Annotated in this window: 13 protein-coding genes; 3 read left to right on the top strand and 10 right to left on the bottom strand. The window is 49.5% G+C overall.

Annotated features, from left to right (window positions below; all coding sequences use genetic code 11):
• Positions 1-117 precede the first annotated feature (117 nt).
• The gene (locus tag PXY01_RS00470) at positions 118-1,128 is read left to right on the top strand and encodes a YpdA family putative bacillithiol disulfide reductase (RefSeq protein ID WP_127566171.1); all 1,011 of its coding nucleotides are present in this window, start codon (positions 118-120) and stop codon (positions 1,126-1,128) included.
• 107 nt (positions 1,129-1,235) lie between these two features.
• Here PXY01_RS00470 and PXY01_RS00475 read toward each other — a convergent pair whose 3' ends face one another.
• From PXY01_RS00475 to PXY01_RS00510, 8 genes are all read right to left on the bottom strand, one after another.
• The gene (locus tag PXY01_RS00475; protein ID WP_246027745.1) at positions 1,236-2,147 is read right to left on the bottom strand and encodes a polysaccharide deacetylase family protein; all 912 of its coding nucleotides are present in this window, start codon (positions 2,145-2,147) and stop codon (positions 1,236-1,238) included.
• Between the two features lie 60 nt (positions 2,148-2,207).
• A complete protein-coding gene (locus PXY01_RS00480) occupies positions 2,208-3,278 on the bottom strand; it encodes a phosphotransferase (RefSeq protein WP_127566175.1) in 1,071 nt (356 codons plus the stop codon).
• Between the two features lie 98 nt (positions 3,279-3,376).
• Positions 3,377-4,159 (bottom strand): SDR family NAD(P)-dependent oxidoreductase, encoded by a 783-nt coding sequence (locus PXY01_RS00485; RefSeq protein ID WP_127566177.1) that lies wholly within the window; start codon positions 4,157-4,159, stop codon positions 3,377-3,379.
• 1 nt (position 4,160) lies between these two features.
• Entirely contained in the window at positions 4,161-4,844 is a 684-nt protein-coding gene (locus PXY01_RS00490) for an MOSC domain-containing protein (protein WP_127566179.1), read from the bottom strand.
• A gap of 190 nt (positions 4,845-5,034) precedes the next feature.
• Complete coding sequence (locus PXY01_RS00495; RefSeq protein ID WP_127566181.1) at positions 5,035-6,693, bottom strand: amino acid permease; 1,659 nt, start codon at positions 6,691-6,693, stop codon at positions 5,035-5,037.
• Between the two features lie 194 nt (positions 6,694-6,887).
• On the bottom strand, positions 6,888-7,511 hold the full coding sequence (locus tag PXY01_RS00500; RefSeq protein WP_164744252.1) for a response regulator: 624 nt from the start codon (positions 7,509-7,511) through the stop codon (positions 6,888-6,890).
• 86 nt (positions 7,512-7,597) lie between these two features.
• Complete coding sequence (locus PXY01_RS00505) at positions 7,598-8,209, bottom strand: DUF3298 and DUF4163 domain-containing protein (RefSeq protein ID WP_127566185.1); 612 nt, start codon at positions 8,207-8,209, stop codon at positions 7,598-7,600.
• A 128-nt stretch (positions 8,210-8,337) separates the two neighbouring features.
• Positions 8,338-9,063 (bottom strand): phosphonate ABC transporter ATP-binding protein, encoded by a 726-nt coding sequence (locus tag PXY01_RS00510; protein ID WP_127566187.1) that lies wholly within the window; start codon positions 9,061-9,063, stop codon positions 8,338-8,340.
• 224 nt (positions 9,064-9,287) lie between these two features.
• Between PXY01_RS00510 and PXY01_RS00515 the strand changes: the two genes are divergently transcribed.
• Entirely contained in the window at positions 9,288-9,509 is a 222-nt protein-coding gene (locus tag PXY01_RS00515; protein ID WP_127566189.1) for a hypothetical protein, read from the top strand.
• Positions 9,510-9,576: 67 nt separating this feature from the next.
• Here PXY01_RS00515 and PXY01_RS22165 read toward each other — a convergent pair whose 3' ends face one another.
• Entirely contained in the window at positions 9,577-9,714 is a 138-nt protein-coding gene (locus PXY01_RS22165; RefSeq protein WP_164744253.1) for a hypothetical protein, read from the bottom strand.
• 139 nt (positions 9,715-9,853) lie between these two features.
• On the opposite strand from PXY01_RS22165, the gene PXY01_RS00520 reads away from it, so the two are divergent.
• Entirely contained in the window at positions 9,854-10,597 is a 744-nt protein-coding gene (locus PXY01_RS00520) for an HAD family hydrolase (RefSeq protein WP_174721786.1), read from the top strand.
• 96 nt (positions 10,598-10,693) lie between these two features.
• Here PXY01_RS00520 and PXY01_RS00525 read toward each other — a convergent pair whose 3' ends face one another.
• Positions 10,694-13,033 (bottom strand): type IA DNA topoisomerase, encoded by a 2,340-nt coding sequence (locus PXY01_RS00525; protein WP_127566193.1) that lies wholly within the window; start codon positions 13,031-13,033, stop codon positions 10,694-10,696.
• Positions 13,034-13,056: the final 23 nt, after the last annotated feature.

Consider the following 13,056-nt stretch of genomic DNA (forward strand, 5'->3'; position numbering starts at 1 on the left):
TCGTACCTAGTACCATTCGTTGATTTATTGACAGCTTATATATCCGGTTTGCGCAAGGGAGTGCCGCAACGGTACAATATAGGATATGAATCTGACCCAGGAGGCTAACCTGCCATCATGCTAGATACGAACTCTATCCAATCCGAAGACATCATTATTGTCGGCGCCGGCCCTTGCGGACTTGCGGCCGCGTATGAGCTGCAGCAGCTTGGACTGCAACCGCTTATTATCGAAAGCCGTAACGTTGTCCACTCTATATCACAATATCCGACCTATATGAAATTTTTCAGTACGCCGGAACTGCTGGAGATCGGCGGCATCCCGTTTACGACAGCCGGAGATAAACCGACACGCCAGGAGGCGCTCAATTATTACCGCACCGTTATGCTGCGTCATAATATCCGTGTTAATGCTTATGAAACGGTCAACGAAGTGATACAAGACGAGGATGGAACGTTCCTCGTCCAATCAACAGATAAAAGCGGCAGCACCAGATTATATCGCTGTAACCGCGTCATCATCGCCACTGGATACTTCGATCATCCGAACACACTCGGCATACCAGGAGAAGAGCTGGACAAAGTGAGCCATTTCTTCCGCGAAGCTCATCCCTATACCCGCATGAAGGTCGTCATAATTGGCGGAAGCAACTCCGCAATCGACGCGGCGCTTGAGTTGGAGCGGGTCGGCGCAGAAGTAACCGTCGTCTACCGCGGCGAGGGCTATGCGTCCGGCATTAAGCCGTGGGTGCTTCCGCTCTTCGAGAGCTTGGTAGCGAAGGGACGTATTCGGATGATGTTCCGCTCCCGCGTCGTTCACATCGATCTCTCAACGGTCACCGTCGAGCACGAAGGAGGGAAAGAACTGCTGCCGAACGATTTTGTCCTCGCGCTTACCGGCTTCCACCCTGATCGCGTATTCTTAACGAAAATCGGTGTCACACTCGAAGAGGACGGCAGTCCGAGCTTCGATGATTCGACGATGGAGACGAATGTGCCAGGCGTATATCTGGCAGGCGTCGTAGCATCCAGGAAGCAGGCGAACGAAGTATTTATCGAGACCGGACGTTATCATGGCCGATTAATCGCGAGCCATCTCGCTAGTCAGATGAACCGTTCAACCCGCTAACGTTCACTGTTATCAATAATATTAATATTATGAATAATACAACCTTCGCATTTGCGGTGATTGATGTCGCACGGCGAAGGTTGCTTTTATATCCGATAATGACCGAGCTACAACCTCATTTGCAGCTTCTGCAGCTCCCTCCAGCCAATTCGAATGAGCTGCTGCTCCTCGAATGTACGAAGTACCTCCGGATCTTGCAGCAGCCTTACATCCCAACCGCGCTTTTGCGCCTCTGTGTGGAAAGCGTTCAGTTCCTCGGTCGGATCAGCCGGATGAATAATAATCTCAGATACCCCTGGCTGTAATCCGGTTAACAGCTGGATAAATTGCGCCCGATATGACTCATAGGTTTCGTTGAACTGCATCGCGAATGGCAGCCCTAGCAAATAATCCAGCACGACAACGCCGCACGCTTCCGCTTCCTCAGCCCGCTTCTTTGCTAGCTCTGCCAATTCCGGAGGCGCTACTTGTCCGGTCTCCGTCAGCAAGTTCCGAGGTAGACGGAATGGGAGGCCGTACTCCGCACACACTTCGAATACCTGTGTCAAAAAGTCGCGTCCCGTCTCCAAGCCATACAAGCTGCCCATATGATTGTCAGCATGGGTCGGCCGCAAGCCCAGCTGAAGCGCCATCTGTACCTGCGCGATCAGCTCTGTCTTAACCTGAGCAGGGTCAGCTTGTCTTTCGAACGTCTTCGCCTCTTTTGGGAAATACCCTTCTTCTGTAACCAACGACTCGACAGCTGCCGTCCGGCATACCGGCCCCCACTTGTAGGCGTCCCATTCGCTCGTAAATGTGAAATGAATGCCTACATCAACCTTTGGATTTCTCGCGCTCCATAGAGCAGCTTCCTTCGCCCAACCGCACGGCAGCATTAACGTAGCCGACTGGATGAATCCATCGGATAACAGCCTGCTAATTGCCTCGTTCGCTGCATGACATAAGCCAAAGTCATCTGCATTCACAATGACCAGCCGTTCGCGTTCACCATAACCGAGTAATTGTGCTGTACTCCTCATCGCGCTCATCCTCCGTTCCATATCCCTACCAAGAACAGTATATGGCGGAGGCTTGTACGATCATTCGCTTAAAGAACTACGAAGAATGTCTATCAGTAACGGCTCGTTCATTTGTATCCACCGGCAGACAGAATCGGCATGGCGTATTTGTCCTTCCCACACCGCAGGTTCATCCAATCCTTCCGACCTTCTTCCGGCAAAATGCAAAAATACGTCCAGCATGCGCAGCTTCATCAATCCGGGAATCGCATCCGCTTCTTCTCTCGTCAGCTTACGCGTCTCCCCAAACCCACCGGTGTATTCCGCAATGGATGTGATCCGTTCATGTTCGGTTCGGTCCGCATGAATGAAATCGACGAGCACGACTGCCGGCTCCATCGCACGCAAATCGATTGTACAAAACTCGAAATCAAGAATACCGACAATACAGTCATCGACGGCCACAGCATTGGAGAAATTCAAATCGCCATGAATCCACTGATGCGGCAAAGAACGAATCGATTGAAGAAAACCGTTCATACTCTTCCTTATCTCTAAGATGCGATGGATGGCCTCCATCTCCTGCAAGCCAAGCTTCGACCGTTCGGCTAGTGAAATAATATTCTCATTACTCCAGTCCGCATAAGATTGGTCGAGTTCATAATAAGGTTTATAGACCGGTACACGATCGGACTGGTACGAAGCAAGTGCTGCGCTCAGTAAACCAGTAGCCCGCCCTAGCGACCGGATATGCACTGCATTGCGCGAAGACGGACGGTCGCCATCGATATAACGAAATAACGATGCCAGCTTCCCGCTGTTGGATACGGTAATCGTGTTTCCGGCCATATTTCGGATCGGCTCTGGCACTTTAAGTGCGAAATTTAATTCTATTAAATAAAAGAGCATATCATGCTCTAACGCTACAATGGAGTTGTCTTGGTGATTATCATACACCCGAATTGCAAACCTGCCGACAACTGATTCGATGAGACGAGTCGTATTGTTCATTCCAGAATGACGTATAACAGCCTGCCATTGCTCAAGCCCGTACTGACCGAGAATATCGGCAATAACTAAATCAACTTGATCCATTTCTTGGCTGCCGGTCAACTGACGTTTCTGCGAATCTATACTTCCGCTGTTATTCAAAGTAAGCTGAGCCCCTCCTTAATTCGCTGCATCAAATATTAATTACATTAATAAAAGATTTTAGGCAAACGGATACCCTATTCCAGAGATACCGAAAGCTATGGCTCGTAAATCATTTTGACCGTCATGCCACCGTCCACCGTCAGGTTCATTCCTGTCACGAAGTCGTTCTCTCGGTCGGTCAAGTACATGCAGGCGCGTACAATATCATCAGTCCGCCCGACGCGCCCGGCTGGATGCTGTGCATGATCGACCTCCCTAAGCGCGCTGTAGTCACCTGTCTCGATCCAGCCAGGACTAATACAATTGACGCGTATACCGTCCGTTCCTAGCGACACCGCCATCGCATGCGTAAGCGATACAATCCCCCCCTTAGATGCGGCATAAGCCTCTGTATTCGCCTCCGACATCGCCGCCCGTGTAGAGGCGATATTGACGATTCGCCCGCCAGTTCCTTGCGCCTTCATGACCATCGCTGCAGCTCGCGAGCATAGAAACGTTCCTCGCAGATTCGTATCGATGACATCATCCCACTGCTCGATCGACAGATCGTAAGGCGATACCGTATGCCCGAAGCCAGCGTTATTAATAAGAACATCCACCGTGCCAAAACGTTCAACCGCCGCTTGGAATAATCGTTCGATTTGATCCGGGAACCGAAGATCGGTAAGCTGAAACATGATCTGGTCTTCGCGAATCCCCTTCTTCCGCAGCATGTCAATCGTATGACGGCCCGTTTCCTCGTTCCGATCGGACAGGACAACGCGATTACCTGCCGCTGCGTAAGCAGCAGCAAGCGCCGAACCGATGCCGCCTGCCGCTCCTGTAATGACAACCGTATCGACCGGGCTGCGCTCGGCTTGTTGAATGCTGTCTCGCATCTTAATTCACCTTCTCCAATTCCGATTCACCCGTAAGTCGATCGAGACGAGCTTGAAGCGTCTTGCGCCAGCTTGCGGAGAGCTCATCGACAGCAAGCAGCTTACGGATGCCAGCCAGGTCTGATTTATTATGGTGCATAACAAGATTCGCCTCGGCGATCGTAATAGCAGCGTCATGCCTTTCCTCGATCACGGCCTTATCCCCTGCCTTTACTTCTCCTTCGATTAACACCCTGAAATAAAATCCGGTATACCCCGTCGCTGTAACCCACTCGCCTAATTCCGGAACGCCATGTCTGGCGCCAAGCTTGAAGCAAGGCTGACGCGGTTGGCTGACCTGCAGAAGAGCGGTGCCGATTCGCACCTTATCGCCGATGCACCAATCTTCTTCATCCCGACCGGACAAAGTGAAATTTTCTCCGAATGAGCCCGCCTCCAGTTGACGGCCCAACCGTTCCTCCCAATATGGATAATGATCGAAGCTATAGACACATACTGCTTTATCAGGACCGCCGTGATTAACCAAATCCGCTTGACCATCGCCTGGCAGTCCGTCGAACGATACCTTTATCCTGTCTTGTACCGATTGCTTGCGAATGCCGGAGACAACAACCTTTTCTCCATGCTTCAGCGAGGCTGGAAGCCCGACGTTCACGGAAATAATCGTCGCATTCGTACCTTTCATTTCCCGATTCCCCCCTTATTGCTCGCTGTAATAATCTGCGCTCATTATACCGAGAAACGCCAAACGATGGCAATTGCGGCGTTCCGTCGCCAATACTTCGACACAATTTGTCCACAATTTGTCACGTATCTGTTGTCGAAACCTTGACAACTGTGTATTTTTATGCGTTTCCCCGGGAAATACCGCATACTCATTTCCCATCCAGAAATAGCGGTCCGAATTTTCTTTCAATTCGTTGAAGCTCCAATCGGGTACGACGTGACGATAGACGCAATTTACTCTCGAAACGTTTCCCTCGAATAATCGATGCAGCCCAAGCGAGCGCTGCTACAAGAAGGAATGTATAGCCAACAGAATAGCCGAACAACAGTATACATCCGCTGGCGCTGCCAACCATGCCAATCCATGCCGTCCAATGAACGGCTGTGCTAACCCATCCTAGCCGCCAAGGCGCGTCATGCAGTTCCCTCCTGCTGCCACCGAACAAACGAAGACCAATCGGAATAGCACAGGCCGCTTGTACGGATGCTATCGCGAGGCCGGCTATCGTCAGAATCCCCTCTCCCCCGCTTCCATTCAGACCGAAATAGACGGCTCCTAGAATACCGGATATGAAGGCAGCTGCCGTAATAGCTGCGGATGGCTTACCCGTATGGACAGAGACCTTACTTAAGCGGCTTTGATCCGGTAGCGCTCCATCCCTGGACATGGCAAACAATGAACGCGACATCGCATTCATTCCTTGCATACCATTTAGGCCGATCGATACTGCAAGCAAGAGAACGAGCAAAAGCTCCCACCCTCGCCAAACGCCGATAATCGATGCAAGCCAAGACGCGAAGGACAGATTATTCCATGAGGGATTCAGCGGTAATGTAACCGTTAAGATACAGAGCAGAACGAAGCCGATTAAGAAAACATAGACTGGAGCTAGAAAAACAGACCATGCGCTGCGCACTCGCGGATCAGCCGTCTCTTCAGCGCCAGAGGCGGCCCCTTCGCTGCCAATAAACATCCGTTGAAGCAGCAGCATGCCAATTATCCAGTCCGTCCACGATGAAGACATGGTGTCGGTGCTGCCCGTCAGTTTAATGCTGTTATCAAAAATAGACTGCGCCGGTACAACACCTGGCCAAGTCGCCCATGCTAGACAAGCAATAAGAGCGGCAGCGCCGCCTATACCAATCCAAACACCAACGGACTGCAGCATTCCGCTGCCCCGTGATCGAGCAATATTGAACCACCACTGTATTAAATAGAATAACGCCATCCACACGATAGTCGTCCATTCAGCTTGCTTATAACGGAGTAATGAGGACAAATAGTCATCTATCATTTGCGCACCAAAAAAATTCATCAGCATCAGCATCGCAGCACTGCCGAGTATGTACAGCCAACCAGCAACCCAGCTCCACCTAACCCCGCCTAGCGCAAGTGACCAGTGATAAGGACCACCCGCAGTCGGAAAGGCGGAGCACAACTCCGCCATCGCAGCCCCAGCAGCGATGCCGAACAAGCCGAGCACAAGCCACCCCCAGCCAGCGACCGTCATACCTCCATATTGGACAGCCAATCCATATAATGCTGCAGTACCGCCAAGCAACCCTAGCTGATTAAAAGAAAGACCGAACGAGGAGACACCGCCCCATCTTCTCCTTAATAACTGCGGATAACCCATCCGGTTCAGCTCATCCTTGTCATACACGAATTGAGCATAGTTAGAATTTCCATATGATTGATGTCTCGAAGCCCGAATGGCAAGATTCGCTCTTACTGCACCGCCTAAAGCCAACAAGCACAAGATTCCGAACGCTGCCAACGCCATTAATCCGACGATCAAGCTGTTCACCTCGACTTCTTAAGTTCGTTGTCGTACGAACCTCATTGCTTCCATTGTATGTAGCGGAAGGTGTAATCAGCACATAAGTCAAGTCTTCTTCAGGGACACTGATTGCACCATATAACAAAAAAGCTGTCCGCATCGGCCGGTTCTCCAGCAAATATGCGAACAGCTTCTATACCTATTTCTTCCTCACTAAAATACTAATGCCTTATCTGTAGTTCGTCCAAGACATAATCTCGAACGTTAAATATATCGAACGGCTTAACTATAAATTTGGTTACACCCAGTTCTATCGCTTCACGTTCCTTATTCGGATCATCTAATGCAGAGATAATCGCGCACGAGACATCCGCATTGGGATTACCGTCCTGCTTCCGCCATCTACGCAATAGCTCGACGCCGTCCATACCGGGCATCTTCATATCTAATAACATCAGGTCTACAACGCGACTGCCGGCAAGCTCCAGCGCTTCTTCGCCACTTGCAGCCTCGTATACGTTCAACCCGGACGCTTCAAGCACTTCCCTCAGCATCAACCGAAGCATCGGTTGATCATCCACAATAAGGACGTTACACCCATCTGTACTTCCGGCATCGCGGCGAACAGACAAGGTCTTATCAGCTGTCGTACATTCTGGTTCTGTCTCTGCTTCAAGCAAACGCGAAGCTGGAACCTCATAGCTCGACTGATGAGCTTCGGTACTCCCCAATTCTGCAACTAAAGCCGTACTTCCTCCAACGATTGAACTCTTCCGCCGCCGATGAATGACGAAGAGAGCGAAGAGCGCAACCGCTGTAGCTACAACTAATATAATGGGCAGCATGCTGCATGATTCCCCTTCTGCGTCGATAAGGTAACATGTACCCTTATGAAACGAATTGTTGTTCTGCCGCCTCATCGGGTTATGTATTAGTCATTGACTACCATTGGACCAAGCGGTCCATCCTCGTTTATGATATCCTGCAGCTCATACACGGATATCGGAAAATAGGCAAAGCCGTAAACATAAGCTGTAAGCTCATACAGTTGAAAGTAAATAACTAATGATCGATCCGCAATATAATAGTCTTGATCCGGGCGTATTGACTTGAACGGCTCAAGCGTATCGATTCTACGCTCCTTGATTTGCTTCGCTACGATATCAGACAACCGCTTTACGTAATTCGAACCTGGCTTGAACAGCTGAGCCAGCGTATAAGCTTGCCCGTTGTCGGTATTAAACGTCAGCGACTTTTGCAGCGTCAGTCCGTGTGCTCCACCCGTGTACGCATAGTTATACAATGATAAGCTGAGCACGCCCTTCTCGTTCGTCTTCGTCTCGAACCAGCCGATCATCTCCGATCGTGGATCCTCGAGTGAACCTTGCTCCGAGATGAGCTGCTGTACACCTTTTCGAATATCTGTGTTAATGAAATGGTCGACAGCTTGAGTGGCGGCACCAGACACGACAGGGATGTCCAGCGTAACCTTCTCATGCTGGGAATGATAGGTTTGAATGACTAACGGACGCTTAAACGCCATATGGAAGCCACCTTTCGATAGGTTGGGATGGTCCATTGTATGCGTCTAACGAATCCGATCATGACATCCTGTATATACCGCCGCTAATAATGCCCATTCAAGCCATACGATGTACACTCCGGTTATTGTTACAGCTGTCGGCGCTCCTGCTCCGTAAGCCGTCTGCCTTTCACATCGAACAGCAGCTTCCCGCCGCTTAATCCAAAGATACGGTCAGCGAAACGTTCCGCATAATCGCCGCCGTGAAGCGCTGCAATTACGACTAATCCCTGTTCCTTACACAATCGCTTCAAATCAGAGAGAACGCGATCGGCAGAATGCGGGTCGAGACCCGTCACCGGTTCATCCGCTAATATTACCTTCGCACCGTGAACAAGTGCCCTCGCGATGGCGATCCGCTGCTTCTCGCCGCCGCTCAAATGAGTTGCTTTCGTATGCGCTTTGTCGAGCAGTCCAAGATTCTCGATCGTATCCATCGCACCCATATAATCATCGCCGCGAACCATTCCGGTCCACCGTCTCCACAGCGGTGTCTGATTAACCGAGCCGATAATAACGTTGCGAAGAGCGGTCTTATCTTTATATAGCACTGGCGATTCTTCAAGGTATGCCGCTTCACGCCGAACCTTAATCCGTCCGCTAAGCGGATTGGCCGTAATGTTCTTACCGTCAAAATGGTAGGTGCCTTTAGTCCACGATTCCCGCATCGCCAGGCAACGAAGCAGCATTGACTTGCCGCTGCCGCTCGCACCTTTTAACGCAATGAACTCACCGGACTCAATCTCGAAGCTAATGTCGTCCAAAGCTTTGGGTCCGCCAGGGATTTGCTTCGTTAGATGCGAAACTGAAATCATAGCTTAATCTCCTTTATACCACTGCGAATGTCTGCTTCTCCACACACTAAGTTGAATCCCAGCTTTACATTCAATGAATGAGAAAAGAAGCGATTAGTTTATCTATTAATCTAGTTTAAAGTAAACAAAAAACAGTTTCCATCCGAACAAATGTTTGGTATAATGAAAATAAGAACAAACGTTCGAACCCAACCATATTATGCACTTAAAGGAGGCGTATCATCATGAAGCGCTGCATGAATTATCGTTATGTGGAGAAGTTAAGCCCGTTCCGGGATTTAACGTTCAAGTTTTATACGGACGGCAAGCTAACAATCATTGACAACGGGACTGGCGCTTCGGTTGCGCCGAATGAATTGCGAAGAGACAGCTTTGACTTCTATGTACGGAAACGTATCGAATATATTAAGAACGACCTTACAGCCAAGATGCTGAAATATGCTTAAACCTTATGCGGCATGCCGATGTACCAAGCATGCCGCTTCTTCTTTACCGTCTGGTATCTAATTCATGCTATATCGTTTCTTTGTTAATGCCATTAAGGCTTGGTGGACGTTCCGCTTGCTTTCTCTCCTTCGGAGTACGTTCTTCTTCCTTCAGACTCGCCTCGTTATGCTGATTGTTTATTTTTCTGCTTTTGTTATAAGGCACCTCGTTCACCTCCGCATGTTAGCATTCGCTCCGCTAAGTATCATTATTCCGTTTGACGAATGACCTTCCAATAGGGTAGATTGTTGACAGGAGGAAAGTGCAGCTACGCGGTCTTTCTGATAAAGGAGTCGTGCCCAAGATGAAACAGAACATTTTCTTCGATCTGGACGATACACTAGTCTATTGCAACAAATATTTCCACCTGATTCTAGAACAGTTCAGCGACTCCATGCTGACATGGTTCAAGGGATACCCGGAAATAACAGAACAAGCCGTAAAGGACAAGCAGACCGAGATCGATATCGCTGGCGTTCAGGTGCTCGGATTTAAGAGCGACCATTTTCCTCAGTCGCTTATTGATACGTACAGATATTTCTCTAATCTGACAGGCCGCAAACGTTCCGCTGTTGAGGAAGATTTCTTATGGAAGCTTGGCCAAAGTGTATATGAACAAGAAGTGGAGCCGTACCCATTCATGGAGGAAACGCTGAATAATCTAGCCGAGGCTGGACACAAGCTTCATCTATATACAGGCGGCGAGATGCTTATTCAACAACGGAAGATCGATCAGCTGCAGCTAGCGCGGTATTTTGATTCCCGTATATTTATTCGTCGGCATAAGAATAATGAAGCGCTTGAATCCATCCTGAGTGAAGGCAATTTTGACCGCGATCATACGTGGATGATCGGCAATTCAATTCGTACCGATGTGGTGCCTGCACTAACCGCCGGGATTCATGCCATTCATATGAAGGTCGATACGGAATGGGCCTACAACAATGTTGACATTGCTGTTCAGCCTCGCGGTGCATTTTTAACCTTGCAGCACTTACCCGAAGTACCTCCTGCAATCTATCGTTACGTAGAACAACGTCATTCATGAAATACGATGAGGCTTGCTGCCGTCAAGCGGACGCGTGACGTGCAGCAAGCCTTATTGATGATCAATCATACAGTAATTAACATAATATCCATTATGTTAATTATCAATTGCAAGCTCTCCTGTATCCCGATTAACAAGCACAATGCGACCTTCAAATGCTTCACCGTTCGCCAGCGCCAGCTTCAGCTTAGTTGTCTTCCCCTTCTCAATTAACGCTTTGACTTGTGAATCCGTTAAAGATCGCCCGAAGCTTTCCTTCCAGATGACAAATTTACATCCTTCTCGATAATGAGAGCATCCATATCCTTTGCGCCCCATAAATATCGTACCGCCGCAACCAGTGCGTGGACAAGTGCCGATAACGCCTGACGTGCTCTTGCTTCCAGCCCTTTCTCGATCCGCACCTCCACGCTTTCGATTGCCTGAAGGTTCGCTCGTCTTCAAGGAGCGGCTTCGCTGAACCGTTCTGCCGCCCGCCTCTTCTGATAACGATCGCGCTTCAGATGAGCTTCCTCCGCGCCCCGTCTTGTTAACCCTTGCTCCTTTACGCCCCTTGACGGTACCAGGCGATGAAGCTTCGTCGCTTTCGAAAGACGTTCTCGCCGCTCTTGCTTGACGCCGTACCTGCTCGACGATCTTCGAAGCGAATTGCTTTACTCGCTCCATAAATTGCTCGTCCGATGCCGTACCGCGTGCAATCTCATTCAATCGTCGTTCCCATTGCCCGGTCATCTCCGGCGAAGTTAACAGTTCGACGCCAGCTCCGCGAATCAGTTCAATTGCGGTGCGGCCTTTTTGCGTGATCATAATTTTCTTGCCTTGCATCACAATATAACCAACCTGCTTCAGACGTTCAATCGTTGCTGCTCGAGTTGCAGGCGTACCAAGACCGGAATCCTTCATCGCATCGCGCAGCTCTTCGTCCTCAATCTGCTTGCCTGCGCTTTCCATCGCCTTGAGAAGCGTTCCTTCCGTATAATGCTTCGGCGGCTGCGTATCCTTCTCTTTCACGATCGCATCCGAGCAAGTGACTAAGGAACTGCGATCGATCGAGAACGGCTCGTCGACCTCAACCTCCTCGTCTTCTCCCTCTTCCTTCTCTTTGCCTTTGGCCGACTTCGTCTTCTCCTTCTGCATACCGGCATAGATTAATTTCCATCCGATCTCAAGCAACTGCTTCACCGTCGTCTTAAACATCTCACCTTCAACCTCAGTCAGCACCGTATGCACCTTATACTCAGCAGGCGGATAGAACTGCGATAGAAAACGACGAACGATCAAATCGTACAGCTTCTTCTCATCTGGATTTAAGCCCGATGCTTTGCGAAGTGTTGGCAAAATGGCATGGTGGTCCTCAACCTTGGCCGGATTGCAAATAAACTTGTTCCCTTTATGCACCAGACTGCGGTTAGCGCCATGAGCGAGCTCTTCATATTCCGTGCCTTGCAGCATGGACAGTGCTTTATGCATATCCGGAATATTTTGTTCATTTACATAGTTTGAGTTTGTCCGCGGATAGGAGATAACTTTATGCTTTTCATACAGCGACTGCGCCGTATCGAGCGTTTTCTTCGCTGAGAAGCCATAACGACTGTTTGCTTCACGCTGCAGCAGTGTCAGATCGTAAAGCTTGTTCGGATAATCCTTCGTATCCTTCACTTCATACGAAGCGATCCGGGCGGGCTTGCCCTTTACCTTCGCGGCGAGCGCATCCGCTTTCGCCTTATCGGTCATTCGGTCTCCCTGCCACATCCCTTTGTAAGTCATCAAGCTCTGGGCGAAATGACCTTCAAGCTCATAATATTTTAATGAAGTGAACGCTTCGATCTGTTTCTGCCGATCATAGATTAGCGCAAGAACTGGTGTCTGTACTCGACCAACGGATAGCAGCACGTTATGCTTCGTCGTAAATGCACGCGAGCCGTTCATGCCGATCAACCAGTCAGCTTCACTGCGCGCACGAGCTGCTTTCGTTAAGTTGTCATATTCCGAGCCATCCTTCAACTCCTCGAATCCACGTCGGATCGTCTCTGGTGTCAGATCGGAAATCCATAGACGCTTAACGGGCTGCTGCAGCTTCAAGTGCCTCTGAATAAGTGAAAAAATATGCTGTCCCTCACGCCCCGCATCACAAGAATTAACAAGTAAGCTGCTTCTCTTGGCGAGCTCTGCAATAACCTTCAGCTGATCGATCGTCCGAGGATTCGGTACAAGCTTGAAATTATCGGGAATGATCGGAAGATCGTCAATTCTCCACTTCTTATATTTATCGTCATAGGCCTCTGGTTCAGCAAGACCAATGAGATGACCGATTGCCCATGTAATAATATACTGTTCGCCTTCTAGGTAAGTACGGTAGTTTTTTGCTTTTGGATCGATTGCGGCCGCAATATTACGTCCCATATCTGGTTTCTCCGCAATGATAAGTGTCTTCAAATAATCGCCCCTTCACTAATCGC

Origin of the sequence: Paenibacillus xylaniclasticus, assembly GCF_004001065.1 — a bacterium.
Taxonomy (GTDB): domain Bacteria; phylum Bacillota; class Bacilli; order Paenibacillales; family Paenibacillaceae; genus Paenibacillus_T; species Paenibacillus_T xylaniclasticus.